We start from the raw sequence: 26,241 nt of genomic DNA on the forward strand, positions 1-26,241 counted from the left end.
CGGCCGACCGCCGTCCCGAAACCGGGCGCGATCAGGCCCGCCAGTGCCGCCCCGCCGTCTGGACGCCGAACAGCGACGGCGTCCTTGCATAGGCGGCAAGCCCGAGCAGCGCCGCCAGCGGATGCGTAATGACATAGACCGGCATTTCGCGCATCAGCGCGCTGTGCGGCGCCTTGTCCTCGAAGGCGGCGCGGAAATTGCCTGCCTTCAGCGCCGGCACGATTTTCTGCGCGATGCCGCCGGTGAGGAAGACGCCGCCGCGGCTCTTGAAGACCAGCGCCAGGTCGCCCGCTGTGCGGCCGAGGCAGGTGACGAACAGCGCCAGCGCCTCCTCGGCCGTCCGGTCGGATTTCGAAAGCGCCGCCGCGGTAACCTCGGCCGGCGTGGCGAAGGGCGCCGGCCTGGCGTCGGCCTTGGCCACGGCGCGATAGACATTGACCAGCCCGCGTCCGCACAGGATCTGTTCGCCGGAGATGCGGCCTTCCAGCCTGTCGATATGCGGAAACACCTCGAAGTCGCGCGGCGTGCGCGGGCCGATATCCATGTGCCCGCCCTCGCCAGGCACCGGGATCCAGCGGTTGAGCGCGTAGATCAGCCCGGCGACGCCGAGGCCGGTTCCGGGGCCGAGCACGACACGGCCCGCATTGGGCTCAGGCGTGCCGCCGCCGATCTTTTCCATATGCTCCTCGCCCAGCGCCACCACGGCCAGCGCCTGCGCCTCGAAATCGTTGAGCACCACGACTTCGCTCAGGCCGAGCGTGCGAAACATCTGCTTCGGCTTCACCACCCAGGGGCAATTGGTAAGGGGGATCTCGTCGCCGTCGACCGGCCCGGCGATCGCCAGCACCGCCGAATTCGGCTGGACGGACGAACGGTCGAGCACCGCCGCCTGGATCGCCTCGTCGATGGTCTTGAAATTGGCCGTCTGGACGATTTGCGGCTCGGTCGCCTCCGAATTGGCGTCGAGCACGATCGAGAAGCGCGCATTGGTGCCGCCAATGTCGCCGATCAGGACCGGAAACCGCAGCGCTGTCTCTTCGCCTGCCATACTCTTGATCGTCCTCTTTGCGGAGCCCCGGGCGCCGTTTCAATCGATTGACTAGCGCATGACCCCCTAAAGGGGAAGCCCGCTTGCGCCTTAGAGCAATTCCAGGAAAAGTGTGTGCGGTTTTCCGTCCGGAATTGCGTCAAAGCAAAGAGATAGGGCGTTTCGCCGTTTCCGTGAAACGGTGAAACGCACTAGTTTCCCGGTCTAGGCCTTGGCAGCGGAATGCCGATCTTCGGTGTTGGCGCGAAAGCACTGGCCGCCGCCGGCAGGGCCGCGTTGTCGCTGGAGATCGCCTCCGCCGGCTCCGTCGGCTGCGGTTCGGCCACGGCGACCGCCGCGGCTCCGCCGTCATGATAGGTCACCGCCTCCAGCGAGGGCGCGTCCGGCGCGTTCACGACGTCCTGGCATTGCTTCGGCAGGTTGGCCATCGTCATCAGGTCGCGCGCCTTCGGCGCGTCCGGGTTCTTGTTCGGCCGCCATGGCTCCGCGGTAAACCACCAGGCGAGCGGCTTGCCGCAGCCGTCATCGTCCGGCGTCGTCTCCTGCGCCTTGCAGAAGGGGGAGCCCGGCTGGCAGCCGATTCGCATGTGGAAATGATAGTCATGCCCCCAGAACGGCCGGATCTTGCGTAGCCAGGTGCGGTCGCCGGTGACGGTGTCGCAGAGCTTCTTCTTGATACCGGGATTGACCAGGATGCGCTCGACCTCCGGGTAGCTCGCCGCGCGCTTCAGCAGCCTTGTGTGCTGCGGCGTCCACAGCGCGTCCTTCACCAGATGCGTTTTTTCGTCGACCATCAACGTCGCGCTCATGCTCTCGCGCTGCGCCGTGGTCAGCGGCCGCTTCGGCATCGGCGTCAGCCAGATGTCGGCGTCGAGCCCGATCTGGTGCGAGGCATGCCCAGTCATCATCGGCCCGCCGCGCGGCTGCGAGACGTCGCCGACCAGAAGCCCCGGCCAGCCATCGGCTACCGCGTCGCGCGACAGTTTTTCGATCAGCGCAACCATCGCCGGGTGGCCCCAGCGCCGGTTGCGGGACGGGCGCATCACTTCCCAGGTCGGGCCGTCCATCGGCAGCGCCACGCCGCCGGTGAAGCAGCCTTTTGAATAGAAGCCGAAGGATTGCGCGGGCGCGACCGCCGGCAGTTCTCTCGCGCCGAACAGGTCCTTCGCGCGGGGCTCGGCCGAAATCGCGGCAGCCGCCAGCGCGGCCAGCGCCACCAGCGCTAGCGCGGCGGTCAGGAACGGTTTGCGGTCAGGCAGCGATCGCAAATTCATCAGGCTGGGTCCCCTTCGAGTCTATCCGTTTGCCGCGAAGTCAGGCAAACCTGATCAGCAACGAATCATACCACGCCGCGCGTCCCGCATCGACCGTCAGCGCCTTATCGCACTGCGCGGCTCGCCGTCCCGCCAGTCACCGTCGGCCCACATTCGCTCCAGCGCCACCCGATAGTTCGGGAACCGGAAGCTGTAGCCAGCCGCCTTGATCGCCTTGTTGGCGACGCGCTTGTTCTCGCCATAGAAAGACCGCGCCATGGGCGAAAGTTGGGCGGTCTCGAACGGAATTTCCGGCGGCGGCTCGACGCCCATCAGTCCGGCGGCGTAAGCCACGACATCCTGCGGCGGCGCCGGCTCGTCGTCGGTGACGTTGAAGATGCCGCCGAGATTGTCGTCGGCCAGATGCCAGAGCGCGCCGGCAATGTCGTCGCAATGGATGCGGTTGAACACCTGATCCTTCTTGACCAGCCGCCGCGCCGTGCCGTCCTCGAGATTGACCAGCGCGTTGCGGCCTGGGCCGTAAATGCCGGAAAGCCGCAGGATCGCCACCGGTTTGCCGATCTCGCGGCCGAGCTTCAGCCATTCCTGTTCGGCCACCACGCGCATCACCGAGCGCTTCGACACCGGGCGGCAATCGCCGGTCTCGTCCACCCAGGCGCCGCCATGATCGCCATAGACGCCGACGGTGGAGAGATAGCCGATCCACTCCAGCGCCGGCATCTCTTCCCGCAGCGCATCGCCAGCGACGTTGAGCACCGGATCGCCGGCTTCGTCGGGGGCGACCGAGACGATGAGATGTGTCGTCCTTGTAAGCGCCTCGCCGAGGTCGGGCGTCAGCGAAGCATCGAATTGCAAGGGCTCGATGCCCACCTGCCGCAAAGCTTCGAACTTTTCCGGCGCCCGGGTCGTGCCGAAGACCGGCGCGCGCTGGCCGTTGGCGCGCGCGAAAGCCCTGCCGGAATAGCCGGCGCCGAAGATGAAGAAGCGTCTTTCGCCCATCAATGAACCCCCATCAATCGGCCCCTACGGGCGGTGTCAGCGCCGCCAGCCATTCCTGTCGGACCACCACATCGGTTTCGGTCTTCGAAGCCGTGGCGGCGAGGTCGCCAAATTCGCGATCCGGGAGCAATCGCGACAGAGCCCAGATTGCCGCACCCCGTACCAGCGGCGAAGCGTCGTCGAGCAGGCGGCGCGCTATAGGTGTCAGCGAGGCATCGCTCGAATTGCCGGCCGCGATCACCACGTTGCGCACAAAACGGTCGCGGCCGATGCGCTTGACCGGCGAGCCCGAGAAGAAAGCGCGAAATGACGCATCGTCGAGGGCGAGCAGTTCCGAAAGCTGCGGCTCGCGCAAATCCGCGCGCGCCGCAAGCTTGGCTTCAGCGGCCGCGCTGGCGAATTTGTTCCACGGACAGGCGGCGAGGCAATCGTCGCAGCCATAGATGCGATTTCCCATCTTTTCGCGGAATTCGCGCGGGATGGGCCCCTTGTTCTCGATGGTCAGATAGGAGATGCAGCGCCGCGCATCGAGCCGGTAGGGCGCTGGGAACGCATCGGTCGGGCAGGCGTCGAGACAGGCGCGGCAGGAGCCGCAATGGTCGATCTCGGCGGTGTCCGGCTCCAGCTCGGCCGTGGTGAAGATCGTGCCGAGGAACAGCCACGAGCCATGCGCGCGGCTCACCAGATTGGTGTGCTTGCCTTGCCAACCGAGCCCCGCCGCCTCCGCCAGCGGCTTTTCCATCACCGGCGCCGTATCGACGAACACTTTGACGTCGCCGCCGACGCGCGCCACGATCTTCCCGGCGATCTCCTTCAGCCGACCCTTCATCACGTCGTGGTAGTCGCGGTTCTGCGCATAGACCGAGATCGCGCCGCGATCGCGTCTTGCTTGCAATCCACGCGGATCGTGGTCCGGACCGTAATTCATCGCCAAAACGATGATCGAGCGCACCTCGGGCCATAGCGTCGAGGGTTCGGCGCGGCGCTGAACCGTCTCGGCGATCCACTCCATCGAGCCATGAAAACCGTCCGAGACGAATTCGGCGAGCCTTGCCGGCGCCAACGGGATCGCGTCCGGCCTTGTCACGGCGACGGCCTCGAAGCCGGCGCGGTGCGCCTCGGCGTCGATCAGCGCGCGCAGGTTTTCAGAAGTCGAGGTCCGCATAATGCGATACCGGCGACAGGCCGCGCACCCGGTCGGAGAGCAGCGGCCGGAACGACGGCCGCGATTTCACCCGCGTGTACCATTCGCGCGCGGCGGTGTGTTCGCGCCAGTCGATCTCGCCGAGGTAGTCGAGCACCGAAAGCGTCGCCGCCGCCGCGAGGTCGGCATAGGTCACCTTGCTGCCGGCCAGCCAATGGCGCGTGCCGGCCAGCCAGTTGGTGTATTTCATGTGCTGGCGGATGTTGGCGCGCGCCGCCCTGATCGCGGCCGAATCCGGCGAGCCGCCGCCGGCGGTTTCCGGCATTACCGGCTTCAGCACGCGCTCACGCACCAGATGACGGGTCACTTCGCTCTCAGCTTTACTCAGATACCAGTCGGTCAGCCGGCGGATTTCGGCGCGCTGCATCGGGTCTTCGGCGAACAGCCGCTTGTCGCGCTTCAACACGCCGCGCGTCTCGTCGAGATATTCGGCGATCACCATGGCGCCGACGATCGGCACATCGCCCTCGGCAAGCAGGATCGGCAGCGTGCCGGCCGGGTTCAGCGCCAGAAACTCCTTGCGCCGCGTCCACGGCTTTTCCTCGATCAGCGCCAGTTCCTCGCCATATTCGCCGAAGGCGAGGCGGACGAACCGGCAGGTGGCGAACATCGGATGGTGGAAAAGCGTCAGCATGGTTCCGCGATGATAGGGCGCACTAGTGTGGTGGATTTGAAGTTCCTGTACCCTCAATGGCATCAGCGTCCAGGAACTTCAAATCCAAAACCACACTAGAACTCAAAGTTGACAGTGTGGCTCAGAATCCGGAATTCGCACATTGCGCTGCTCCGAGGTGCGGCGAATTCCGGATTGCCACACTGGCGAATCGGTACCCGCGCCGGTAAGTCTTGGCGGCCCGTCATGCGGCCGTCACGGTGTTGCGACCTATAGGGGGACTTCCGCGCCGTGACAAGCAAACCGTTGTCCCCAGCTGTCCCCGAAATCCTGAGGTTGCCATGGAAAGCCAGACCATCGTCGAAGCGCTGCTGCTTGGGCTGCTGGAGGGCCTGACCGAGTTCATCCCTGTCTCTTCGACCGGCCACATCCTGCTTGCCGGCCATTTCCTCGGCTTCCACTCGACCGGCAAGGCCTTCGAAATCCTGATCCAGCTCGGAGCGATCCTGGCCATTTTGAGTGTCTATTTCAGCAAGCTTTGGCAGATGCTGTTGAAGTTCCCCAGCGACCCGCAGACCCGGCATTTCGTCATCGGCATCCTCATCGCCTTCCTGCCGGCCGCGGTCATCGGCGCGCTGGCGCATGATTTCATCAAGACCATCCTGTTCGAATCGCCCAGGCTGATCTGCATCATGCTGATCATTGGCGGCGTGGTGCTGCTCGTCGTCGACCGTATCAACTTCAAGCCGGTGCATCACGATGTCGAGCGTTTCCCGTTGAGCGTTTATTTGAAGATCGGCCTGTTCCAGTGCCTGTCGCTGATCCCCGGCACCTCACGCTCGGGCTCGACCATCGTCGGCGCGCTGCTGATGGGCGTCGACAAGCGCGCGGCGGCGGAATTCTCCTTCTTCCTCGCCATGCCCACCATGGTCGGCGCCTTCGTTTTCGACCTCTACAAGAACCGCAACGTGCTGACCTCGGCCGACCTGCCGATCATTTCCGTCGGTTTCATCGCCGCCTTCGTCACCGCGCTGATCGTGGTGCGCTTCCTGCTCGATTACGTCTCGAAGAACGGCTATTCGCTGTTCGGCTGGTGGCGGCTGGTGGTGGGCATTGCCGGGCTGGTGGCGCTATTCATCTGGGGGTAAGCGGGCTTCGCCCGCACCATTCGTCGAGTTCCGTCGCGCCCCCCTCTGCCCTGCCGGGCATCTCCCCCACGAGGGGGGAGATTGGCAGCTTCGCCCGCGGCTCTCTTCCTGCAACGTTGATGATTGGCGAAGGCGACGACGACATCTGATCTCCCCCCAAGTGGGGGAGATGGCCGGCAGGCCAGAGGGGGGCGCTGTCCCGCCAGCCTACGCCGTTGAGCAGACCTCAATTCCGTCCATAAAACGCGTTCTCGACATGCACCGGCCAGCGCCAGGGCAGCACGGCCACCATGTCGAAACGCATTGAAAGCTTCCCGTAATCGGGCTGGCGCGACAGCCACAAATCCGCGGCGCCCTCGATGCGGCGCTCCGATTCACGGCCGATCGCTTCCATCGCCTCGATCAGCGTGCGCCTTGCCTTGACCTCGACGAACAGCACGAGGTCGCCGCGCCGGGCGATCAGGTCGATCTCGCCGAGCCTGGTGCGGTGGCGACGGGCAAGGATGCGGTAGCCTTTCAGCATCAGCGCCAGCGCCGCCAGCCACTCGCCGCGATGGCCGCGCCGATAGGCTTTGCGGCGATGGCCGGCCGTGCGCTCAGCCATCTTTTTGTTCGGCCACGATCTTTTCCAAAAACCGGGTTCCACTTTTTGGGATCATGGTCCGTCCTTCAGCTCCAGGAGCCGCCGGTAAAGCGCTTGCTTCTGGCCGCCGGTCATTTTCGCCGCTTCCGCCGCCGCCTTGGAGGCCGGCATCTCCGCCGCAAGCGACAGGAGCAGCCGGTCGATGTCGGCCGGCTGGCCCTCCGCCGCCTCCGGCGGGCCGACGCAGATGACGATCTCGCCCTTCGGCGTGTCGACCGCCGCGTAGTGGTCGGCAAGCTCGGCCAGCGTTCCGGTCCGCATCTCCTCGAAGGTCTTGGTCAGCTCACGCCCGATGGCGGCCTGGCGTGCGCCGCCCAGCGCCTCGACCATGGCGCCGAGCGTCTCGGCCAGCCGCCGCGGCGACTCGAAGAAGATCAGTGTCGCCGGCACAGCCTTGAAGGTTTCAAGCTTTGTCAGCCTTTGCCCGCCTTTCACCGGCAGGAACCCGGCGAACAGGAAGGCGTCGGACGGCAGGCCCGACGCCGTCAGCGCAGCAAGTGCCGCCGAAGGTCCCGGGATCGGCACGACGCGAATGCCGCGTTCCAGCGCCTCGCCGACCAGCCGGTAGCCGGGATCGGAGACCAGCGGCGTGCCGGCGTCGGAGATCAGCGCCACGCTCTGCCCGGTCGCCAGCGCCTCGATCAGCTTCGGTCCGGCCTCACTTGCGTTGTGCTCGTGATAGGCGGTGGTGCGCCGCCGGATGCCGTAGCGTTCGAGCAGCACGCGCGAGACGCGCGTGTCCTCACAGGCGACGATATTGGCGGCGGCCAGCGTCTCCAGCGCGCGCAGCGTGATGTCGGCCAGGTTGCCGATCGGCGTCGCCACCAGATAGAGCGCTGGCGCGAGCGGCCGTGCCGCGATCTCGGTCTGTCCGATCAGGTAGCTGCGTTTGTCGCCGGTCAAGATAACCCTCCATTCACCCTGTTTGGCATGGCTCACGGCCGGTTGCAAAACGTGAAGTCGCCGCAAGGAAATCGCCATGCCTTTGCCACAGTGAGGAACGAAACCGGCAACGGCGAATTTAACCCCTGATTCCCTGGGAGGAGGCAGGACCGGACGATGCCCAATCGCTTCGACATCTTCATCAGCCGACTTGAAAGCAAAACCGCCCGCGAGGGCATTCCCACACATCCGATCACCGAGCAGCAAGGCGCCCGCCGCGACAAGGCCGACCAGAAGCAGGTTCGCCACGGCGAGGCGCATGGCGAGAAGACCCGCGGCAAGCATCGCCAGAAGCACGACGCTTAAAGACCGTCCTCGACCTTCACGATCTCGCGCCTAGTCATTCCAGGGCGGAGCAAGGAGCGAAGCGACGCGCGCAGACCCTGGAATCCATGCCGTTACAGTGAAGCGCCACCAAACGGTGCGGAATTCTGCACCGCCGCGCCCTTCGCATGGGTCACGGCATGGAGTCTAGCGTCAAGCCCGAGAATGACGAACGCGCGGAAATCGCTACATCCTCAGAGATACCTGCCGACCCTCACCTGCAATAGCCGCACCAGTTCCGGATCCATGAATTCGTAGTCGTCCGGAATGTCCAGGCAGATCACCCTGGCGCCCTTCAGGCTCGACCGGAACTTCTTCTGCAGCTTGTTGCGGTGCGCTTTTTCCATGACGAAGATGATATCGGCCCAGGCCACCAGCTCATGCGTCAGCGGGTTGTCGGCGTCGTGATTGGTGCCGGCCGATTCAACCTCGATGTCGTGGCGCTTGGAAAACACCTGCTCGGCAGTGGGGCTACGCAACCGGTTCTGGCTGCAGACGAACAGGACGTTTTTCAAAAAGGTTACCTGGCCAGATCCGCCACCACGGCGTCGAGCACGATCATGCCGGCGGTCGTGGCGCGCAGCCTGGCATTGCCGACCGGCGCCACCAGTCCTTCCTCCTGCAGTACCGAAAGCCGCGCGCTGGAAAGTCCGCGGCCCGACAGCGCCTCGTAGCGCTGAAGGTCGATACCTTCGGCGAGCCTCAAGCCCATCAGCAGGAATTCGTCGGCTTCCTCGGGGCGGGTCAGGATTTCGCCGCCGGTGACGCCGTGGCCCTTGGCCTCGACCAGATTGGCCCAAGTCTCCGGCATCCGCTCGGCTATTGTCACGGTGCGGCGACCGTTCTCGACGAAACGGCCATGCGCGCCCGGTCCGACGCCGACATATTCGCCGTAGCGCCAATAGGTCAGATTGTGGCGGCTTTCGGCGCCCGGCTGGGCATGGTTGGAAATCTCATAGGCCGGCAGGCCATGCGCCGCCGTCACCTCCTGTGTCAGCGCGTAGAGGTCGGCGGCATGGTCGTTGTCGGGCAGCGTGAATTTGCGTGCCGCGTAGAGCGCGTGGAAGGGCGTGCCTTCCTCGATGGTGAGCTGGTAGAGCGAAAGGTGGTCCACGGCATAGCCGATCGCCTGTTCGAGTTCCGCGCCCCATTCCTCCGGCGTCTGGCCGGGCCGCGCATAGATCAGGTCGAAGGACAGGCGTGGAAAAATCTCGCGCGCGAGACCGATGGCGTGCAGCGCCTCCTCGACATTGTGCAGCCGGCCGAGGAAGCGCAGATCCTTGTCGTTCAGCGCCTGCACGCCGAGCGACACGCGGTTGACGCCGGCGGCCCGATAGCCACGGAAACGCTCGGCCTCGACCGAGGACGGGTTGGCCTCCAGCGTCACCTCGATGCCTTCAGGCACTGTCCAGTTCTTCGCCACCGCCTCCAGCACCGCGCCCACCGTTTCCGGCTTCATCAGCGACGGCGTGCCGCCGCCGAGAAAAATGCTGGTCACCTCGCGCGGGCCGGTGCGAGCGCGCATCGTCGCAAGCTCGGTTTCGAAGGCGCGGGCGAAACGTTCCTGGTCGACCGGCTGGTGGCGGACATGGCTGTTGAAGTCGCAATAAGGGCACTTGGCCGCGCAGAACGGCCAGTGGATATAGACGCCGAAGCCGGGGCTGCGGTCGAGCGGTATGGTCACCGAGCTCATGCGGATCCTGATCGCGCCAGATCCAATCTGGCCAAATCCAATCGCGCTTGCGCGAATTTCTGGAAGGCGCGCGCGCGGTGCGAAAGCGCCGTCGCCTGGCCGGGCTTCCAGCCATGCTTTTCTTGCGCGCTCATCTCGCCAAAAGTCTTGTCGAAGCCATTGGGCAAAAACGCCGGATCGTAGCCGAAGCCGAGCGTGCCGCGCGGCGGCCACACCAGCGTGCCTTCCGCCTCGCCCCGGTAATACTCTGCCTCGCCGTCCGGAAAGGCGAGGCAAATGACCGCGACGAAGCGGCCGGTGCGCTGCGAAGGCTCGGTCGCGCGTGCCTCCTGCAGCGCCGTTTCGGTCTTCTGCATCGCCATGCCGAAATCCCTGCTGCCGTCTGGCTTCTCGGCCCAGTTGGCGGTGTAGACGCCCGGCGCGCCGTCGAGCGCGTCGACGCAGAGCCCGGAATCGTCGGACAGCGCCGGCAGCCCGGTGGCCTTGGCCGCGGCGAAAGCCTTGATATAGGCGTTCTCCTCGAAGGTGGTGCCGGTTTCGTCCGGCTCCGGCAGGCCGTATTCCTTGGCCGACTTCGCCTCGAAGCCGAACGGCGCCATCAGGTCGGCGAATTCGCGCAGCTTGCCTGCATTGTGGCTGGCGACGACGATTTTCTGGCCCCCAAGGGAATGAACAGGATGAGAATGCATCAAAAACCCCAGATCCGTGGTTCGGCGAACTCGATCGAATTGCCCGAAGGGTCGCGGATATAGATCGAATGTCCGCCCTGCGGCCACTCGAAATCGCTTTCGATGGCGATGTTGTTGGCCGTCAGGTGTCCGCGCCACTCGGCGATTTCATCGGCGCTGGCGGCAAAGCAGAGATGTCCCTCGCCGGCCGTGCCATGCGGCGGCACCTTCAGCCTGGCGTCGGGGGCCGGCGGGATTCTTGTCGCCTCGGCGTTGAAGAGGAGCAACACGCCATCGCCGCAGCGGAAGAAGACGTGGCGGCCTTCGACCTTGCCCAGCGCTTCGAGGCCGATGATGTCGCGGTAGAAGGCTTCAGCGGCGTGCAAGTCTGTGACGTAGAGGGCTGATTCCAGGATTGCGGAGGGTATCAATAGGCCCCCCTCTCTGCCCTGCCCGTCCTTCGCAGCAGCTGCGCTGCAGCTACGGAGGGTAAATCGGGCATCTCCCACTCAAGGGGGGAGATTGGCAGCTTCGACGCCGCTGCGCGTCCTGCAACGCTGGAGATTGGCGAAAGCCGTGGTGACACCCAATCTCCCCCCTTGAGGGGGAGATGGCCGGCAGGCCAGAGAGGGGGGCCCAGGCTCGGCATTCGAAAACCTACGCCACCGCCATCTGCTGCAGGCTCACCAGCCGCGAGATACCCTTCTTGGCCAGGCCCATCAGCGCCGCGAACTGTTCCTCGGAAAACGGCTCGCCTTCCGCCGTGCCCTGGATCTCGACGATGCCGCCCTTGCCGGTCATGACGAAATTGGCGTCGGTTCCGGCCGAGGAATCTTCCAGATAGTCGAGGTCGATGACCGGCTGGCCGTCATGGATGCCGCAGGAAATCGCCGCGACATGGTCCTTCAGCACCTTGGAAACGCTCACCATCTGGCGCGCTTCCATCCAGCGCAGGCAATCGTAGAGCGCCACCCAGCCGCCTGTGATCGAGGCGGTGCGGGTGCCGCCATCGGCCTGGATGACGTCGCAGTCGACGGTGATCTGCTGCTCGCCCAGCGCCTGCAAGTCGACCACGGCGCGCAAGCTCCGGCCGATCAGCCGCTGGATCTCCAGCGTACGGCCGCCCTGCTTGCCGGCGGAGGCCTCGCGCCGCATGCGCTCGCCGGTCGAGCGCGGCAGCATGCCGTATTCGGCCGTCACCCAGCCCTTGCCGGAATTGCGCATCCAGGCCGGCACCTTTTCCTCCAGGCTCGCCGTGCACAGGACATGCGTGTCGCCGAACTTCACCAGGCAGGAGCCTTCGGCGTGCTTGGAGACGCCGCGCTCGAAGGAGATGGCGCGCATTTCATCGGCTTGGCGTTTGGAGGGGCGCATTCGGCCTGCTTTCTTCTCGTTTTCGGAATCGTGGCCGGCTTGTAGACGCATGTGGCGCAAGTCGCAAAGGAAAAGGGGGCGCAAAGGAAAACGTCGGGGTGACCGCAACGCGGCACCTGGGTGACCGCAAACGCGGCGCCGGGTTGCGCGGGGGTGGCTTAAGTCTATATCTTTTCTGCAGGAGGTTTCTCGCCGGAATGAACAAGTCAGTCGATCCGACGTCGCAGTCGCCGGTGCTTCAGTCACTCGACATGCGCTCGCGCGATATTTTCCGGCGGATCGTCGATTCTTATCTGCGTGACGGCGAGCCGGTCGGCTCGCGCAGCCTGTCGCGAATCCTGCCCTCTTCGCTTTCGCCGGCCACCATCCGCAACGTGATGAGCGATCTCGAACATCTCGGCCTCATCTACGCGCCGCATATTTCCGCTGGCCGCCTGCCGACGCAGACCGGCCTGCGCTTCTTCGTCGACGCATTCATGGAACTCGGCGACCTTTCCGACGACGAGCGCCGCATCATCGAGGCGCAGGTGCGCGCCTCCGGCTCGGGCGCGACGCTGGAGCACATGCTGACCGAGGCCAGCCAGATGCTGTCCGGCATGTCGCGCGGCGCCGGCCTGGTGCTCGCCTCCAAGAACGAGGTGGCCCTCAAGCACATCGAATTCATCCAGCTTGAGCCGACCAAGGCGCTGGCCGTGCTGGTGTCGCAGAACGGCGATGTCGAGAACCGTGTCGTCGACCTGCCCGCCGGCACCACCGTGTCGCAGCTGCATGAGGCGTCGAATTTCCTCAACGCCCATATCCGCGGCCGCACGCTGGCCGAGGCGCGGGTGGAGATCGCCCGCATCAAGGACGAGACCAGGGCGGCGCTCGACACGCTGTCGCAGGATCTGGTCGAGAAGGGCCTCGCGGTCTGGGCGGGCGCCGAAAGCGGCCTGCCGGCGCGCCTCATCGTGCGCGGCCGAGCCAACCTTCTGGAAAACGTCACTGCCCAGGCAGACATCGAGCTGCTTCGCCATCTGTTCGAGGACCTGGAAACGCAGGATGGGCTGCTGCAACTGCTCGACCTCGCCGAAGAGGGACCGGGCGTGCGCATCTTCATCGGCTCGGAGAACAAGCTGTTCTCGCTGTCCGGCTCGTCGCTGGTCGTCGCGCCCTATCGCGACAAGGATGCCCGCGTCATCGGCGCGCTGGGCGTCATCGGCCCGACAAGGCTGAACTACGCCCGCATCGTGCCGATGGTCGATTACACCGCACAGCTGATTTCGCGCATGCTCCGTTAGGTGTATCGATATTCAGGTGATGCCGGCCTGACCTGAAATCTCGACACACCTAAGGTCGGGGAGCCGCGGAGGGAGAAAACATGGCGCTGGAATCGTTGAAGGCCCAGATCAGCCTGCTGCTCGAGGAGATGATCAACCAGCCCGAGGACGAGCACGAGATCCAGGAACAATTGCGTGAGAAATTGCGGGAGCTGCGCGCCATGGGCCTGCCCTTGCCGGCCGACCTCGTCGAACTGGAACAGCGCCTCGACGACGATCTGGACGTCGAAGAGGAGACCTGAGTTCCTGGCGCTCCGTCGTCAAATCAGCGTGCGCCCGCTTCTCTTAGGAACCATGTGCCCGATATGCTCTCTGCAGGCGCTGATCGATCGGGCGCGTTGGCGGACGACGGAGGAACAGCATGATGCGGATCGTCGGCCTCGCGGGCCTTGCGCTGGTTCTCGCCACCGGCGCCTTTGCGCAGCAGGCAGATCAGCCCCTGCTCAGCGGCGAAAAGGCCTTCGGCGACTGGAAGGCCGACCGTCCGGGCGTGCGCCGGTTGCTCAAGCCTGACGATCTGCCGAAACCCTATTTGACCGAGTCCGCTTCCAATGGCGGTGGCCTCACCGATCGGCCCGAGAACGCCAGGCCCAAGCTTCCGCCGGGCTTCTCCGTCGAGCTCGTCGCCTCCGGCATCGACAACCCGCGCGTCGTGCGCGTGGCGCCGAATGGCGACCTCTTCGTGGCCGACAGCAAGGCCAATCAGATCCGCGTCTATCGTCTGGCCGAGGGCAGCGCCAAGCCCGCCGAGACGTCGGTCTTCGCCGAGGGCCTGACCCGGCCCTATGGCATCGCCTTCTATCCGCCGGGCGACAAGCCGCAATGGGTCTATGTCGCCAACAGCGACAGCGTCGTCCGCTTGCCCTATCGCGACGGCGACCTCGAAGCGTCCGGCAAGCCGCAGACCATCGTCGCCAAAATACCTGCCAACCACCACTGGACGCGCGACATCGCCTTCTCCCCGGACGGCAAGACGCTCTATTTGTCGGTGGGCTCGGGTTCGAACATCGCCGAAGATATGAGCGACGAGCCAAAAGGCGGGGTCGAGGACTGGGCGAAATCGCAGCCCCTGGGCGCCGCCTGGGGCTCGGAGGAGGGTCGCGCCGATGTGCTCGCCTTCGATCCCGACGGCAACAACCGCAGGACCGTCGCCACCGGCCTGCGCAACTGTTCCGGCATGACCGTGCAGCCGGCGACGGGCGCGCTCTGGTGCGTCGTCAACGAACGCGACGAGCTTGGCGACAACGTCCCCTTCGAATACGCCACCGCCGTGAAGGAAGGCGCTTTCTACGGCTGGCCTTGGTATTATATCGGCGACAATGAGGATCCCCGCTACAAGGGCGCTCGCACCGACCTCGCCGGCAAGGTCAAGCTGCCCGACGTGCTGATCCAGGCGCATTCGGCGCCGCTCAACATCGCCTTCTATGACGGCGCCAACTTCCCGGCCGACTACAAGGGCGATGCCTTCGTTACCCTGCACGGCTCGTGGAACCGCGATGTCCGCACCGGCTACAAGGTGGTGCGGCTGAGATTCAAGGACGGCAAGCCGACCGGCGAGTATGACGACTTCGCCACCGGCTTCGTCATTGCCGACGACGCGCTGTGGGGCCGGCCGGTCGGCGTCGCCGTGGCCAAGGACGGCGCGCTGATCCTGACCGAGGACGGCAACGGCACCATCTGGCGCGTTACATATGGTGGGTAGCTGTTCGACTGAGGGATTTTAGAAGGTGCCGTTTGTCGATGGACAAGGCGTTCACCGCTCACCTCCATGAAGTCAGTGAAAACGCTGGCGATTTGCTGAGGCCTCCCAACCTCGTCATTCTAGGGCGGAGCAAGGAGCGATGCGACGCGCGCAGACCCTAGAATCCATGCCGTTACCTTGGCCGAAGGATGCAAACGGCGCAGAATTCCGCACCATTGCGGCGCGTCGAAGTCACGGCATGGATCCTCGGGTCTGCGCGCGTCGCTTCGCTCCTTGCTCCGCCCGTGGATGACGACTGGGTGGTCGTTTCAGCCAATCTCCAAGGCATGCCACCCCACCAACGCAGACATAGCCGGCTGGTCAAAATTCTTCTGCTGCGGAAACCAACTCCTGACACCGCTGGCGTAACGCATCCCGCCGCGAGGGAATTACCAGCAGCCCCGCATTATGGTAGAAGCCGCGCTCCCCACTGGTCCCTTCGGCTAGGCCAAAAACCATGACACTCGCCGGATTCGTCGCTTACAGCGCCACCCTCGCGATCGCCGCCGCCATTCCAGGCCCCGGCGTCACGGCGCTTGTCGCCCGCGCGCTCGGCTCCGGCTTCCGCTCGTCGCTCGCCATGTCGTTCGGCCTTATGTTTGGCGACCTCACCTATCTCACCGCCGTCGTGCTCGGGCTCGCCTTCGTCGCGCAGACCTTCGGCATGGTCTTCCTCGCCATCAAATGGGCCGGCGTCGCTTATCTCGCCTTCCTCGCCTGGCGCTTCTGGACCAGCGGCGTCACGCCGGAAAACATCGAGGCGCGGAAGGCCAAGGGCGGTCTGGTGTCGAGCTTCATCGCCGGGCTGACGGTCACGCTCGGCAACCCGAAGACGATGATCTTCTATCTCGCCATCACGCCGACCATCGTCGATCTGAAGACGATCACCTTTGCCGACTACGCCATCCTCGCGGTGCTCACCGTGCTGGTGCTGTTCGTCGTGCTGGTGCCTTATCTGGCTTTGGCCGCCAAGGCGCGCTGGTTCCTGAAATCGCCGCGCGCGCTCAAGCTGCTGAACCGCACCGCCGCCGGCTTCATGATGGGCGCGGCGGCGGCGATTGCGGCGCGCCAATAGGCTCCAATCTCAACCCGTCCTGGATTTCAGCCAAACCATTCCAGAAACCGCTTGCGGCGGAAAATGCATTTCCGGTGCGGCGCGGTTTTGAGCAATCGTTCCACTCGGATATTTTCGGCCGCCGGCCTATCTTGCGCGGCTGAAAGCCCTATTCTGTCTGCCTGTGCCATTGCCTTGGGAGCGAACCAATGAACAAGCCCGTCACCTCCGCGCGCGTGCCCGGCCGCGGCCGCGTCTTCAACTCGATCACGGAGACGATTGGCGACACGCCGCTGGTCAGGCTGGACAAGTTCGCCAAGGAGAAGGGCATCGTCGCCAACCTCATGGCCAAGCTCGAATTCTTCAATCCGATCGCTTCGGTCAAGGACCGCATCGGCGTCGCCATGATCGAGGCGCTGGAGGAGGCCGGCAAGATTGCGCCCGGCAAGACGACACTGATCGAGCCGACCTCCGGCAACACCGGCATCGCGCTCGCTTTCGCCGCCGCCGCCAAGGGCTACAAGCTGATCCTCACCATGCCGGAGACGATGTCGGTCGAGCGCCGCAAGATGCTGGCGCTGCTCGGCGCCGAGCTGGTGCTGACGGAAGGCCCGAAAGGCATGAAGGGCGCCATCGCCAAGGCCGACGAGCTTGCCGCCACGCTGCCAAACGCCATCATCCCGCAGCAGTTCGAGAACCCGGCCAATCCGGAAATCCACCGCCGCACCACGGCCGAGGAGATCTGGAACGACACCAATGGCGAGGTCGACATCTTCGTTGCCGGCATCGGCACCGGTGGTACCATTACCGGCGTCGGCCAGGTGCTGAAGAAGCGCAAGCCTTCGCTGCATGTCGTGGCGGTCGAGCCGGAAGCCTCGCCGGTGCTGTCGGGCGGCCAGCCCGGTCCGCACAAGATCCAGGGCATCGGCGCAGGCTTCGCGCCAAAGATCCTCGACACCTCGATCTATGACGAGGTGGTGAGGGTTTCGAACGAGGATTCGGTCGCCAATGCCCGCCTCGTCGCCCGCCTCGAAGGCGTACCGGTCGGCATCTCGTCGGGCGCCGCGCTCCAGGCGGCCATCGTGGTCGGCTCGCGGCCCGAGAACAAGGGCAAGAACCTCGTCGTCGTCATCCCTTCCTTCGCCGAGCGCTATCTCTCGACCATCCTGTTCGACGGCCTGGGCGCGTAGGTGCCTGAAAACCCCAGCGCCGAGATCCTTCGCGCCCCCCTCTGCCCTGCCGGGCATCTCCCCCACTTGGGGGGAGATTAGCAGCTTCGGCGCCTAGCCCGATTTTTGCGACGTCGAAGATTGGCGAAAGCCGACGCGACGGCCAATCTCCCCCCTTGTTGGGGAGATGTCCGGCAGGACAGAGGGGGGCGCTGTCCCGCCGACCTAGCCGACCTTTATATAGCAGCATGGCAGCGTCGAACTGGACTGTTCAAAAAGCATCCGTGGCAGGCGGTGCCCGGCTTGAGGCGGGCGTCGCTTCCGGCTGATATCACCGCCGGCCCCAAATCGGCCGGCGGGAGGATTCGCATGTACAAGCTCTATACGCGCCCCGGCAGCGGCGGCTTCGTCGTCGAGGCGGCGCTTGCCATGGCCGATGTGCCCTTCGAGCAGATCGACGTGCCCAAGAAGGATCCGCCCGATCCGGCCTTCCTCGCTATCAGCCCGCTGAACCAGGTGCCGGTGCTGACGCTGCCGGACGGTCATTCGCTGACCGAATCGGCGGCAATCTGCATCCTGCTGGCCGAACGCCATCCGGGAGCCGGCCTGGCGCCGGAAGCGGGCTCGCCGGGCCGGGCCGATTTCCTGCGCTGGATGGCCTTCATGTCGTCGGTGCTCTACCCCGCGATCCTGAGGCTCTATTACGCGCACCGCTATACCGCCGACGGCGAAGGCTTGCAGCCGGTGAAGCAGGCGGCGGTCGCCGAGATGGACCGCGGCTTTGCCATCCTCGACCAGGCGCTGGCCGGGCGCGACTGGCTGGCCGGCGACACACTCTCGCTCGCCGACATCTACCTCGTCATGCTGGTGGCCTGGCATCCCGAGGTGGAGAAAGCGCGCGGCGCCTGGCCAAACATCGAACGCCTGTGGGCGCGGCTGCGAAAGCATGAGCTGATGCGCAAGCTGAACGCATCGCACGAGATGTGGGCTTAGAAGCTCGGCGTCACCTAATTCTTGACGAGCTTGGCCTTCTCGCCCTGCAGGAAACGCCGCAGCGCCGGGTCGCGCTCGAGGCCGATCGCCTGGTCGTAGGATTCTGCCGCCTGCTTTCTGTTGCCGAGCCTGGCGAGCAGTCCGGCGCGGGCGGCCCAATAGGGCTGGTAGTCCTGCAGCCGTTTGTCCTCGCCCAACACGTAAAGCGCCGCCAATCCCGCCGGGGCACCCTCGGTTTCGGCGATCGCCACCGCGCGGTTGATCGCCACCACCGGCGAGCCGGCGACGGCGAGCAGCGCGTCGTAAAGCTGGCGGATCGCCGCCCAGTCGGTGCCGCTGCCGCGCCGGCGCGCCGTGTGGGCGGACTGCACGGCGGCCTCCAACTGGTAGCGGCCGATGATTTTTCGTTGCGCGGCGCGCACCAGCAAGGCCTCCGCCTCGTCGATCAGGCCGTCGTCCCAGAGCGCGACATCCTGCTCGGCAAGCGGCACGAAGTCCCCTTCAGGGCCGCGCCTCGCCGAGCGGCGCGCCTCGGCGAAAAGCATCAGCGCCAGCAGTCCGAGCGCCTCCGGCTCGTCCGGCATCAGCGAGGCGACCAGACGGCCGAGCCAGATGCCTTCGGTGGCGAGGTTGCGCCGCCTGGTATCGGTGCCGGTCGCATCCGACCAGCCTTCGGCGAAGGTGGCGTAGATCGCTTCCAGCACCGCGCCAAGCCGATCGCCGAGCTCCGCCTGCTCCGGCACGCGGAACGGGATCCCGGTCTCGCGGATGCGAGCCTTGGCCCGCACCAGCCGCTGCCCCATCGTCGCCGGCGAAACCAGAAAGGCCGAGGCGATCGTCGCCGCGTCGAAACCGAGGATCGTCTGCAGGATCAGCGGCGCGCGCACGCTCGATTCGATCGCCGGATGGGCGCAGGCGAACATCAGTCGCAACCGGTCGTCGGGCAGCTCCTCGCCGCTCATGCGCGCCTCCATCTCCTCGGCGATCAGCTGCAGATGATCGCGGGCCGCCTCGCCGGTCAGCCGCCGCCGCACCGCGTCCACGTCGCGCCGGCGCGCCACCGAGAGCAGCCACGCTTCCGGCTGCGCCGGCACGCCGGTTCGCGGCCAGCGTTCCAGCGCCGCCGCGAAGGCGTCGGCCAGCGCGTCCTCGGCGCCGGCGACGTCGCGCGTGCGGGCCGCCAGCCAGGCGACCAGCTTGCCGTAGCTACGCCGGGCGGCCGCTTCGGCCGCCGCCCGCGCGATCTCCAAGCGATCATCCATCACAGGGTTCGCTACGCGGCTTCTATGTACTCGGCCATTTCCCAGATTGGCCGCACCTCGACCGTGCCGGAGCTGGACGCAGGGCAGCGCGCACCCCATTCGATGGCGGTGTCGATGTCGGCCGCCTCGATCATGTAGAAACCGGCCAGTTGCTCCTTGGTGTCGGCATAGGGGCCGTCGAGCACATTGGTCTTGCCGCTGGCCAGCCGCACCGAGGTGGCCGCCTGGGTCGGGCGCAGCCGCTCGCCGGCGATATACGCGCCGGATTTCTTCAGCGCCTCGGTATAGGCGCCATAGGCCGCGAGCACCTGTTGGGTCTGCTCCTTCGGAGCGTTCGCCATCGCCGCCTCGTCATTGTAGATCAAAAGCATGTATCGCATGGTCTTCTCCCGTTCTTTCTGAAGGCCGCTTCGTTGCGTGCCGACCCATGTCGTGTGGCTTCGAGCGATTTCGACAGGCGTCCGAAAGTATTTTTTGCCTGCCGCAATCCGTGCGGGCAGGCCGGTCACTCCGTCCTTCTCACTCCGCCGGAACCGGTTGTCGTATTTCCCTGGGCGCCAGGCGCGAAGCGGGCTCCAGCCAGCCGCGATAGCGCACGATCAGCCCGGCGACAGGGTGCGATATTTCGACATGGAAGCGGAAGCGGCCGTCCTCGACGGTTTCGTATGCGTTCGAGCGTGGGCAAAGCCACATCGGCAGCGGCACGCCGAGCAGGCTCCAGCGGCGCAGCACGAGCGAGAGCCGATTGCCGTCGACGACCAGCGCCATGGCGAAGCTGAGCGGCCCGAAGCCCTCGCAAAGCAGCCGCTCCGAACGGCCGCGTCCGGCAAATTGCCGGCTCGAAAAGCCGTGGGTTCCGAAGGTCCGCGTCCAGGTCTCGCCGTCCTTGCCGATATCGAAGCGGACTTTGACCGGGACATCCGTCCCGGCGGTCGGAAAACCGATCAGCCGCGCCGCAAGCCGGCTAAGCATGCCGCCGCCGCGCTCGACGCTGGCGCGGCCCTGCGCCAGTTCCGCTCCCCCATGCATGGCGCGGATCTCGGTCGGAAGGCTTTTCCAGGCATCGCCGAGCAGGTCTGGATAGAGACCCCTGGTCTCGCTGTCGTCCCGGAAGCCGGTATGGATCGTCTTGCTGCCGAACAGCGTCTCATAGTCTTCGAGTTCGACGTCGCGCACCGCCGCCCGCGCGCCCGGCAGGGGCGTGCGGCCGTCGAGCGCCTTGCGGATGATCGCCTCGACCGCCATGGACGGGATCAGCGGCCCGTCATCGCCCTCGGCCAACAGATGCCAGGAGCGCTTGACCGGCCTGCCGGCCTTGTCAACGCCTTCGACCGCGACGAACATGCCGCCGCGATGCTCGCCCCAGCACAGCCGGTTCGTCGCCCAGTGCATCAGCGGCGCCAGCGGCGACAGCGAACCGACGAGCCCGGCGCGGACCAGCCAGGCCAGCCCGATCAACGCCCGGTGCAGCAGCTCCGGCACCGGGCCGGCGCCCATCCAGATCGTGCCCGCTTCCGGCCACAGCGCCTGCAGCGCCCGCAAATCCGGCACGTCGACCAGCGAAAACAAAGTGTTGCGCACCGGCATGCGTCCGGGCGGCGCGATCGTGGTGCGTATCTGCTCGGTGAGCGGATAACCTTCGGCCGGCTTGCCGTTCCGCAGCAGCCCCACCGGCCGACCTGCATAGCTCGCAATGGCACGGATGACGTTCTCGCCGACGCCGGCGAAGGGCGACGGGGCGATGCCGCCGCGAATGCTGTCGACACGCTTCAGGCCTGCCGAAAGACGCCGCACCACCGCCGCCGTCAGCACCGGGAAGCTCGACACGCCGGAGAGCACCATCACGCCGGCCGCTTTGGCCGCCGCATCGAAGGCGGCAACGCCGTCCACGAACTCCGAGCCGTCGGCGAGATCGAGATAATGGATACGCGCATCGATGCAGGCCTCGATCAGCCGGTAGCGCCCCTCGCCATAGGCCTGGAACGGACCACTGGCGTCGATGACGATGTTGGGCCGCATGTCGGCGAGTTGCGCGGCAAGGTCGCAATCGCGGTCGAACAGTGTTGGTACGAGCCTGGCCTTGGTGCCGCCTCGCACTCTGCAATAGGCCTCGGCCTTGCCGAGCGAGCGGCCGGCGACGAGCAGTTTGAGGCGCGGCTCATTCTCCAGCAACTGCACGATGCGTCCGCCGAAGGTGCCATAGCCGCCGACGACCAGAAGCTTCATTTGAACCCCCGATCTCAATCGACCAGCCGCTGCCGCAGTTCGGCGGATGGGATCTCGCAGCTGTCCTTGCGGCCGAACAGCGCGTAGCGGTTCTTGGCGACACGGTCGTAGAGCCAGTCGCGCAGCGGCCTGGGCAGGATGAGCAGTACTTTCGCCGCGCGCCACGGCCAGCCGAGCGCGGCCATGACGGCGACGAAACTGTCGAGCTTGGTGAAGGCCGCGCCGTCGATGATGGCGAGGTTGCTGTCGTAATCGTCGGTCGGCAGACCGTGCTGGCGAAACAGCGCCTCGCCGAGCGGCGACTGCGCCGTGGCGAAGCGGAAGCACCTTTTCCGGTCGAGTTTCAGGACGAACTGGACGAAGCCTGAGCAGAACACGCAGACGCCGTCGAAGACGATCAGCGGATATCGGGCGTCATAGGCCTGGCTCGGAGAGGCGGGACGGGTCGGTTCTGGCAGGTCGGTCATGGCGGCCCCGGCTGCTTGTGCCCTTAGACACTAAGCCAGCCGGCGGCGGCGTCAAAGTCGCGGCGTTGTCGCACGCCAGTTGGCGGCGAGCATGAGGCGCTCAGCGCGGTAGGTCGTGGCGCGCTGGTCGGCGGCCGGCCTGCAAATGCGGCTGTGGTGGGCGCGTTCGCGGGTCATGTCAGTTGATGCTGACGCCCAGCGAATTGGCGCGGCGTGCACAGGCCGGGCCGGGGCCGCGCATGTAATAGCGCTCCGGCCGATAGGTCGGCGCGACGAATTCGCGAATGGCGGCGGCGTAGCCGGCGATGTGATTCCAGAAGTTCATTTTACCTGTCCCTGTCCCGCTTTCGGATGTCCCGTCCGAATTGTTCGAGAGCATAGCGTCGAGGCGTGAATAGTCGGTGAACGTGATGTTAATTTCTGGTCCGAAACTCGCTGCATCATGGCCGGAATGCGGCTGATTCGGGGTCTTTCGGTGCCCTTTGTCGCCATTCCGCTGCGTGTGACTTTTGCATCACATATGTTTCGTTCCGATGTCGCTTCGACGCGCTTCTGTTTCACGTCCGGGCGGCGCCGGAAATTTCGTTGCGTGAGGTGGGGGCCACGGATGGCATCCGTGGCGGAACCGGAGCAAGCCTCCGCCCGTTGCGGTAGGATCGCGTCGCGCAGGGGTTCACCCCGGGAGTTCACCATGGCACCACGCCCGGCCTGGAAGGGCTATCTCAAACTGTCGCTGGTCACCTGCGCCATCGAGCTGACCAACGTCGTCACCCATGCCGAAAGGGTCTCGTTCCGCATCCTCAACCGCAAGACCGGCAACACCGTCAAACGCATCTATGTCGATGCCGAAACCGGCAAGCCGCTGGAGGACGGTGACGAGATCAAGGGCTATGAGGTGAGCGACGGCGATTTCGTCCATATCGAGGAGGACGAGATCGAGGCGGTGCAGATCGAGTCCTCGCACACGATGAGCCTCGACGGCTTCGTCGACAAATCCTCGATCGAGCAGATCTATCTCGACACGCCCTATTACGTCTCGCCGGCCGACAAGGTCTCTGAAGAAGCCTTTGCCGTCATCCGCGACGCGATGGCGGCGAGGAAGATGGCCGGCCTCGCGCGCATCGTGCTCTATCAGCGCGAGCGTCCGGTGGTGATCGAGCCGCTCGGCAAGGGCATGGTGCTGACCACTTTGCGCTATGACGACACGGTGCGCCGGCCGGCGACGGTGTTCGAGGACATCGCGGCGGCGAAGACCGACAAGGAGATGATCGACCTCGCCCAGCACATCATCGACGGCAAGAAGACGAAGTTCGATCCCTCGAAATTCGACGACCGCTACGAGGATGCGCTGCTGGAGCTGATCCGCGCCAAGAAGGCCGGCAAGAAGGCGCCGAAGGCCAAGGCGCCGCCCAAACCGTCCAACGTGGTCAACCTGTTCGACGCGCTGAAGAAGAGCCTCAACGCCGAAGGCGGCGGCAAAGCCGGCAAGGCCACATCGAAAGCGGCGGCCGGGAAAGGCAAGAGCAAGCCGGCGCCGAAGCGCAAATCCGCATAGGAGGATGGCGGCATGGCCGGCCTCGAACAATATCACGCCAAGCGCGATTTCAAGAAAACCGCCGAGCCGGCCGGCAAGGTCGGCGGACAAAAGCAGGGCGGCGGCATCTTCGTTGTCCAGAAGCACGCCGCGACGCGGCTCCACTATGATTTCCGGCTGGAGCATGACGGGGTGCTGTGGAGCTGGGCGGTGACACGCGGCCCGAGCCTCGATCCGCATGAGAAGCGGCTGGCCGTGCATGTCGAGGATCACCCGATCGATTACGCCGCCTTCGAAGGCACCATTCCGAAGGGCCAGTATGGCGGGGGCTCGGTCATCGTCTGGGACGAAGGCAAATGGACCCCTGACGGCGATCCGGCCAGGGGCATGAAGAAGGGCCATATTGATTTCGAGCTGGAAGGCCACAAGCTCAACGGCCGCTGGCATCTGGTCAGGCTGCGGCCGCGTCCCGGCGAAAAGCGCGACAATTGGCTGCTGATCAAGTCGGACGATGCCGCCGCGCGCCCAGGCGAGGATGTGCTTGCGGACGAACCGAAATCGGTGAAGTCGGGCCTGACCATCGAGGAGGTCGGCGAAGGCAAGGCCGCGAAGGGCGAGACACCGAAGGTCTGGCAATCGAACAAGCCGGCCGCCGACAAGGCCAAGGCCGGGCACGCCAAGCGCCTCGACTTCATCGAGCCGCAATTGGCGACGCTGGAAAAGGATGCACCCGCTGGTGAGGATTGGCTGCACGAGGTGAAATTCGACGGCTACCGCATGCAGGCGCAGATCGCCGGCAGCGACGTCAGGCTGCTGACCCGCGCCGGCCTCGACTGGACGGAAAAATTCGACGGTCCGGTGACGGCCGCGCTGTCCGGGCTGAAATGCCGCGACGCCATCATCGACGGCGAGATCGTCGTGCTGGCCGACAGCGGCGTCTCGTCCTTCCCGCTGCTGCAGGCGGATCTGTCGGCGCGTCGCGCCGATCGCTTCGTCTATTATGCGTTCGACCTGATGCGGCTCGACGGCAAGGACTTGCGCCGCGAGCCGCTGGTCGAGCGCAAGCAGGCCCTGGCCGAGCTGCTCGGCGAGCAGCCGGAGAATTCGGCGCTGCGCTTCAGCGATCATTTCCACGAGCCGGGCAAGGTCATGCTGCAGCATGTCTGCCGCATGGGCCTGGAAGGCGTGGTGTCGAAGCGCGCCGACGCGCCCTATCGCAGCGGACGGGGGCTCTCCTGGATCAAGTCGAAATGCACGCTGCGCCAGGAGTTCGTCATCGGCGGCTATCTGCCTTCGGACAAGATCGGGCGCGGCGTGCGCTCGCTGCTGGTCGGCTTCAACGAGGGCGGCAAGCTGCATTACGCCGGCCGCGTCGGCACCGGTTTCTCCGGCAAGGTGGCGGCAGACCTCAAGAAGAAGCTCGACGCTCTTACGGCCGATAAATCGCCCTTCTCGGCCGCCGTGCCGAAGGGCAAGGGGCTCACCTTCGTCAAGCCGCAACTTGTCGGCGAGGTGGAGTTCCGTAGCTGGACGTCCGACCATATAATCCGCCATGCCTCGTTCCAGGGGCTGCGCGAGGACAAACCGGCGGAGGAAGTCGTGCAGGAACAGCCGAAGAAGGCCGAAACCGAAGCAAAGCCGGGTGGCAAGGCTGCGCCGAAAACCTCGGCCGGAACCGCAAAAACCTCGGTAAAGCTCTCGCATCCCGACAAGCTGCTTTGGCCCGACGAAAAAGTCTCCAAGCAGGACTTGCTCGATCACTACGCGCTGGTCTGGCCGCGCATGGAGCAATTCGTCGTCAACCGGCCGCTCAGCCTGGTGCGCGCGCCGGACGGCATCCACGGCCAGCGCTTCTTCCAGAAGCATGCCTCGCCCGGCATGAGCGACAAGATCGCGCGGATGAAGGACCCGACCGACGGCGAGGAGATCCTGTACATCAAGGATTTCGATGGGCTCGCAGCACTTGTCCAGTACGGCGTGGTCGAGGTGCATATCTGGGGCTGCACCCTCGACGCATTGGAAAAGCCGGACCAGATCATTTTCGATCTCGATCCGGATGAAGGTGTCGATGTCTCCAAAGTGCGCGAGGCGGCGCTCGACATCCGCAAGCAGCTCGACGAACTGTCGCTGCCCAACCTGGTCAAGACCTCCGGCGGCAAGGGCTATCACGTGCTGGTGCCGCTGAAACCCTCGGCCGACTGGGACGCGGTCAAGGATTTCGCCCATGACTTTGCCCGCGCGCTGGAGCAGGCCGCGCCCGACCGCTACACCGCGACGCTGTCGAAGAAGGCGCGCACCGGAAAAATCTTCGTCGACTATCTGCGCAACGGCCGCGGCTCGACCACGGTCGCGCCCTATTCCTCGCGCGCCAAGAAGGGCGCGACGGTGTCGATGCCGGTGACCTGGCCGGAACTCGAAAAAGGTGTTGGGCCGAATGCGTTCCCGCTCGGCGATGCTTCCACGCTGGCACAGTTGAAGAAGGCCGATCCGTGGAAGGATTTCTTCAAGCTGGGGAAGGTGTTGAAGCGGGGGTGAATCGTTTGCGC

27 protein-coding genes are annotated in these 26,241 nt (G+C 65.5%); 10 read left to right on the forward strand and 17 right to left on the reverse strand.

The window, feature by feature from the left end; all coding sequences use genetic code 11:
- Positions 1 to 31: 31 nt before the first annotated feature.
- The 5 genes from DPM33_RS14650 to DPM33_RS14670 all read right to left on the reverse strand — a co-directional run bounded on the left by DPM33_RS14650 (position 32) and on the right by DPM33_RS14670 (position 5,159).
- Positions 32 to 1,048, reverse strand: coding sequence for a glucokinase (locus tag DPM33_RS14650; RefSeq protein ID WP_112098152.1), 1,017 nt, complete (start codon positions 1,046 to 1,048; stop codon positions 32 to 34).
- A gap of 191 nt (positions 1,049 to 1,239) precedes the next feature.
- A complete protein-coding gene (mepA, locus tag DPM33_RS14655) occupies positions 1,240 to 2,322 on the reverse strand; it encodes a penicillin-insensitive murein endopeptidase (RefSeq protein WP_112098153.1) in 1,083 nt (360 codons plus the stop codon).
- A gap of 96 nt (positions 2,323 to 2,418) precedes the next feature.
- The gene (locus DPM33_RS14660) at positions 2,419 to 3,321 is read right to left on the reverse strand and encodes an SDR family oxidoreductase (protein ID WP_112098154.1); all 903 of its coding nucleotides are present in this window, start codon (positions 3,319 to 3,321) and stop codon (positions 2,419 to 2,421) included.
- Between the two features lie 13 nt (positions 3,322 to 3,334).
- Positions 3,335 to 4,486 (reverse strand): tRNA epoxyqueuosine(34) reductase QueG, encoded by a 1,152-nt coding sequence (queG, locus tag DPM33_RS14665; RefSeq protein ID WP_112098155.1) that lies wholly within the window; start codon positions 4,484 to 4,486, stop codon positions 3,335 to 3,337.
- Complete coding sequence (locus DPM33_RS14670) at positions 4,467 to 5,159, reverse strand: glutathione S-transferase family protein (RefSeq protein ID WP_112098156.1); 693 nt, start codon at positions 5,157 to 5,159, stop codon at positions 4,467 to 4,469. Before DPM33_RS14670 ends, queG begins: the two co-directional genes overlap by 20 nt.
- Positions 5,160 to 5,479: 320 nt before the next feature.
- Between DPM33_RS14670 and DPM33_RS14675 the strand changes: the two genes are divergently transcribed.
- Positions 5,480 to 6,286, forward strand: a complete 807-nt coding sequence (locus DPM33_RS14675; protein ID WP_112098157.1) for an undecaprenyl-diphosphate phosphatase — start codon at positions 5,480 to 5,482, stop codon at positions 6,284 to 6,286.
- 226 nt (positions 6,287 to 6,512) lie between these two features.
- On the opposite strand, the gene DPM33_RS14680 is transcribed toward DPM33_RS14675, so the two are convergent.
- Positions 6,513 to 6,890, reverse strand: coding sequence for a YraN family protein (locus DPM33_RS14680; protein ID WP_112098158.1), 378 nt, complete (start codon positions 6,888 to 6,890; stop codon positions 6,513 to 6,515).
- A 51-nt stretch (positions 6,891 to 6,941) separates the two neighbouring features.
- Positions 6,942 to 7,832, reverse strand: coding sequence for a 16S rRNA (cytidine(1402)-2'-O)-methyltransferase (rsmI, locus tag DPM33_RS14685; RefSeq protein WP_112098159.1), 891 nt, complete (start codon positions 7,830 to 7,832; stop codon positions 6,942 to 6,944).
- 156 nt (positions 7,833 to 7,988) lie between these two features.
- Between rsmI and DPM33_RS14690 the strand changes: the two genes are divergently transcribed.
- On the forward strand, positions 7,989 to 8,177 hold the full coding sequence (locus tag DPM33_RS14690; RefSeq protein WP_112098160.1) for a hypothetical protein: 189 nt from the start codon (positions 7,989 to 7,991) through the stop codon (positions 8,175 to 8,177).
- 212 nt (positions 8,178 to 8,389) lie between these two features.
- On the opposite strand, the gene DPM33_RS14695 is transcribed toward DPM33_RS14690, so the two are convergent.
- The 5 genes from DPM33_RS14695 to rph form a co-directional block, all read right to left on the reverse strand.
- A complete protein-coding gene (locus DPM33_RS14695) occupies positions 8,390 to 8,710 on the reverse strand; it encodes a low molecular weight protein tyrosine phosphatase family protein (protein WP_112098161.1) in 321 nt (106 codons plus the stop codon).
- A 5-nt stretch (positions 8,711 to 8,715) separates the two neighbouring features.
- Entirely contained in the window at positions 8,716 to 9,888 is a 1,173-nt protein-coding gene (gene hemW, locus DPM33_RS14700) for a radical SAM family heme chaperone HemW (RefSeq protein WP_167449072.1), read from the reverse strand.
- A complete protein-coding gene (rdgB, locus tag DPM33_RS14705) occupies positions 9,885 to 10,577 on the reverse strand; it encodes an RdgB/HAM1 family non-canonical purine NTP pyrophosphatase (protein WP_112098162.1) in 693 nt (230 codons plus the stop codon). Before rdgB ends, hemW begins: the two co-directional genes overlap by 4 nt.
- Positions 10,577 to 10,987 carry a VOC family protein gene (locus DPM33_RS14710; protein WP_112098163.1) on the reverse strand — a complete coding sequence of 137 codons (411 nt, stop codon included), beginning with the start codon at positions 10,985 to 10,987 and terminating at the stop codon, positions 10,577 to 10,579. The genes rdgB and DPM33_RS14710 overlap by 1 nt, the downstream gene beginning before the upstream one ends.
- Before the next feature lie 226 nt (positions 10,988 to 11,213).
- The gene (gene rph / locus DPM33_RS14720) at positions 11,214 to 11,930 is read right to left on the reverse strand and encodes a ribonuclease PH (protein WP_112098165.1); all 717 of its coding nucleotides are present in this window, start codon (positions 11,928 to 11,930) and stop codon (positions 11,214 to 11,216) included.
- A gap of 197 nt (positions 11,931 to 12,127) precedes the next feature.
- On the opposite strand from rph, the gene hrcA reads away from it, so the two are divergent.
- From hrcA to DPM33_RS14750, 6 genes are all read left to right on the forward strand, one after another.
- Positions 12,128 to 13,210 carry a heat-inducible transcriptional repressor HrcA gene (gene hrcA / locus DPM33_RS14725; protein WP_112098166.1) on the forward strand — a complete coding sequence of 361 codons (1,083 nt, stop codon included), beginning with the start codon at positions 12,128 to 12,130 and terminating at the stop codon, positions 13,208 to 13,210.
- A gap of 80 nt (positions 13,211 to 13,290) precedes the next feature.
- Entirely contained in the window at positions 13,291 to 13,491 is a 201-nt protein-coding gene (locus DPM33_RS14730) for a hypothetical protein (protein WP_112098167.1), read from the forward strand.
- 119 nt (positions 13,492 to 13,610) lie between these two features.
- The gene (locus tag DPM33_RS14735) at positions 13,611 to 14,951 is read left to right on the forward strand and encodes a PQQ-dependent sugar dehydrogenase (protein WP_112098168.1); all 1,341 of its coding nucleotides are present in this window, start codon (positions 13,611 to 13,613) and stop codon (positions 14,949 to 14,951) included.
- 496 nt (positions 14,952 to 15,447) lie between these two features.
- Positions 15,448 to 16,065, forward strand: a complete 618-nt coding sequence (locus DPM33_RS14740) for a LysE family translocator (protein ID WP_112098169.1) — start codon at positions 15,448 to 15,450, stop codon at positions 16,063 to 16,065.
- A gap of 188 nt (positions 16,066 to 16,253) precedes the next feature.
- Positions 16,254 to 17,234, forward strand: coding sequence for a cysteine synthase A (gene cysK / locus DPM33_RS14745; protein WP_112098170.1), 981 nt, complete (start codon positions 16,254 to 16,256; stop codon positions 17,232 to 17,234).
- Positions 17,235 to 17,582: 348 nt separating this feature from the next.
- Entirely contained in the window at positions 17,583 to 18,206 is a 624-nt protein-coding gene (locus DPM33_RS14750) for a glutathione S-transferase family protein (protein WP_112098171.1), read from the forward strand.
- Between the two features lie 14 nt (positions 18,207 to 18,220).
- Here DPM33_RS14750 and DPM33_RS14755 read toward each other — a convergent pair whose 3' ends face one another.
- From DPM33_RS14755 to DPM33_RS14775, 5 genes are all read right to left on the reverse strand, one after another.
- Positions 18,221 to 19,468: an RNA polymerase sigma factor gene (locus tag DPM33_RS14755; RefSeq protein ID WP_112098359.1), complete on the reverse strand. Its 1,248-nt coding sequence runs from the start codon at positions 19,466 to 19,468 to the stop codon at positions 18,221 to 18,223.
- A gap of 11 nt (positions 19,469 to 19,479) precedes the next feature.
- A complete protein-coding gene (locus DPM33_RS14760) occupies positions 19,480 to 19,848 on the reverse strand; it encodes a YciI family protein (RefSeq protein WP_112098172.1) in 369 nt (122 codons plus the stop codon).
- Between the two features lie 139 nt (positions 19,849 to 19,987).
- Positions 19,988 to 21,694 carry a saccharopine dehydrogenase family protein gene (locus tag DPM33_RS14765; protein ID WP_112098173.1) on the reverse strand — a complete coding sequence of 569 codons (1,707 nt, stop codon included), beginning with the start codon at positions 21,692 to 21,694 and terminating at the stop codon, positions 19,988 to 19,990.
- A gap of 14 nt (positions 21,695 to 21,708) precedes the next feature.
- Positions 21,709 to 22,161 carry a thiol-disulfide oxidoreductase DCC family protein gene (locus DPM33_RS14770; protein ID WP_112098174.1) on the reverse strand — a complete coding sequence of 151 codons (453 nt, stop codon included), beginning with the start codon at positions 22,159 to 22,161 and terminating at the stop codon, positions 21,709 to 21,711.
- Between the two features lie 178 nt (positions 22,162 to 22,339).
- Positions 22,340 to 22,486: a hypothetical protein gene (locus DPM33_RS14775; protein ID WP_112098175.1), complete on the reverse strand. Its 147-nt coding sequence runs from the start codon at positions 22,484 to 22,486 to the stop codon at positions 22,340 to 22,342.
- Positions 22,487 to 22,852: 366 nt separating this feature from the next.
- Between DPM33_RS14775 and ku the strand changes: the two genes are divergently transcribed.
- On the forward strand, positions 22,853 to 23,716 hold the full coding sequence (gene ku, locus DPM33_RS14780; RefSeq protein WP_112098176.1) for a non-homologous end joining protein Ku: 864 nt from the start codon (positions 22,853 to 22,855) through the stop codon (positions 23,714 to 23,716).
- 12 nt (positions 23,717 to 23,728) lie between these two features.
- Entirely contained in the window at positions 23,729 to 26,230 is a 2,502-nt protein-coding gene (gene ligD, locus DPM33_RS14785) for a DNA ligase D (protein ID WP_112098177.1), read from the forward strand.
- Positions 26,231 to 26,241 lie beyond the last annotated feature (11 nt).

This window comes from Mesorhizobium hawassense, from assembly GCF_003289945.1.
Classification (GTDB): Bacteria; Pseudomonadota; Alphaproteobacteria; order Rhizobiales; family Rhizobiaceae; genus Mesorhizobium; species Mesorhizobium hawassense.

Excerpts from the sequence above, each read along its gene's own strand:
- DPM33_RS14650 (WP_112098152.1), bottom strand. The coding sequence starts at position 1,048 with ATGGCAGGCGAAGAGACAGCGCTGCGGTTTCCGGTCCTGATCGGCGAC.
- mepA (WP_112098153.1), bottom strand. The coding sequence starts at position 2,322 with ATGAATTTGCGATCGCTGCCTGACCGCAAACCGTTCCTGACCGCCGCG.
- DPM33_RS14660 (WP_112098154.1), bottom strand. The coding sequence starts at position 3,321 with ATGGGCGAAAGACGCTTCTTCATCTTCGGCGCCGGCTATTCCGGCAGG.
- queG (WP_112098155.1), bottom strand. The coding sequence starts at position 4,486 with ATGCGGACCTCGACTTCTGAAAACCTGCGCGCGCTGATCGACGCCGAG.
- DPM33_RS14670 (WP_112098156.1), bottom strand. The coding sequence starts at position 5,159 with ATGCTGACGCTTTTCCACCATCCGATGTTCGCCACCTGCCGGTTCGTC.
- DPM33_RS14675 (WP_112098157.1), top strand. The coding sequence starts at position 5,480 with ATGGAAAGCCAGACCATCGTCGAAGCGCTGCTGCTTGGGCTGCTGGAG.
- DPM33_RS14680 (WP_112098158.1), bottom strand. The coding sequence starts at position 6,890 with ATGGCTGAGCGCACGGCCGGCCATCGCCGCAAAGCCTATCGGCGCGGC.
- DPM33_RS14690 (WP_112098160.1), top strand. The coding sequence starts at position 7,989 with ATGCCCAATCGCTTCGACATCTTCATCAGCCGACTTGAAAGCAAAACC.
- hemW (WP_167449072.1), bottom strand. The coding sequence starts at position 9,888 with ATGAGCTCGGTGACCATACCGCTCGACCGCAGCCCCGGCTTCGGCGTC.
- rdgB (WP_112098162.1), bottom strand. The coding sequence starts at position 10,577 with ATGCATTCTCATCCTGTTCATTCCCTTGGGGGCCAGAAAATCGTCGTC.
- rph (WP_112098165.1), bottom strand. The coding sequence starts at position 11,930 with ATGCGCCCCTCCAAACGCCAAGCCGATGAAATGCGCGCCATCTCCTTC.
- hrcA (WP_112098166.1), top strand. The coding sequence starts at position 12,128 with ATGAACAAGTCAGTCGATCCGACGTCGCAGTCGCCGGTGCTTCAGTCA.
- DPM33_RS14730 (WP_112098167.1), top strand. The coding sequence starts at position 13,291 with ATGGCGCTGGAATCGTTGAAGGCCCAGATCAGCCTGCTGCTCGAGGAG.
- DPM33_RS14735 (WP_112098168.1), top strand. The coding sequence starts at position 13,611 with ATGATGCGGATCGTCGGCCTCGCGGGCCTTGCGCTGGTTCTCGCCACC.
- DPM33_RS14740 (WP_112098169.1), top strand. The coding sequence starts at position 15,448 with ATGACACTCGCCGGATTCGTCGCTTACAGCGCCACCCTCGCGATCGCC.
- cysK (WP_112098170.1), top strand. The coding sequence starts at position 16,254 with ATGAACAAGCCCGTCACCTCCGCGCGCGTGCCCGGCCGCGGCCGCGTC.
- DPM33_RS14750 (WP_112098171.1), top strand. The coding sequence starts at position 17,583 with ATGTACAAGCTCTATACGCGCCCCGGCAGCGGCGGCTTCGTCGTCGAG.
- DPM33_RS14755 (WP_112098359.1), bottom strand. The coding sequence starts at position 19,468 with ATGGATGATCGCTTGGAGATCGCGCGGGCGGCGGCCGAAGCGGCCGCC.
- DPM33_RS14760 (WP_112098172.1), bottom strand. The coding sequence starts at position 19,848 with ATGCGATACATGCTTTTGATCTACAATGACGAGGCGGCGATGGCGAAC.
- DPM33_RS14765 (WP_112098173.1), bottom strand. The coding sequence starts at position 21,694 with ATGAAGCTTCTGGTCGTCGGCGGCTATGGCACCTTCGGCGGACGCATC.
- DPM33_RS14770 (WP_112098174.1), bottom strand. The coding sequence starts at position 22,161 with ATGACCGACCTGCCAGAACCGACCCGTCCCGCCTCTCCGAGCCAGGCC.
- DPM33_RS14775 (WP_112098175.1), bottom strand. The coding sequence starts at position 22,486 with ATGAACTTCTGGAATCACATCGCCGGCTACGCCGCCGCCATTCGCGAA.
- ku (WP_112098176.1), top strand. The coding sequence starts at position 22,853 with ATGGCACCACGCCCGGCCTGGAAGGGCTATCTCAAACTGTCGCTGGTC.
- ligD (WP_112098177.1), top strand. The coding sequence starts at position 23,729 with ATGGCCGGCCTCGAACAATATCACGCCAAGCGCGATTTCAAGAAAACC.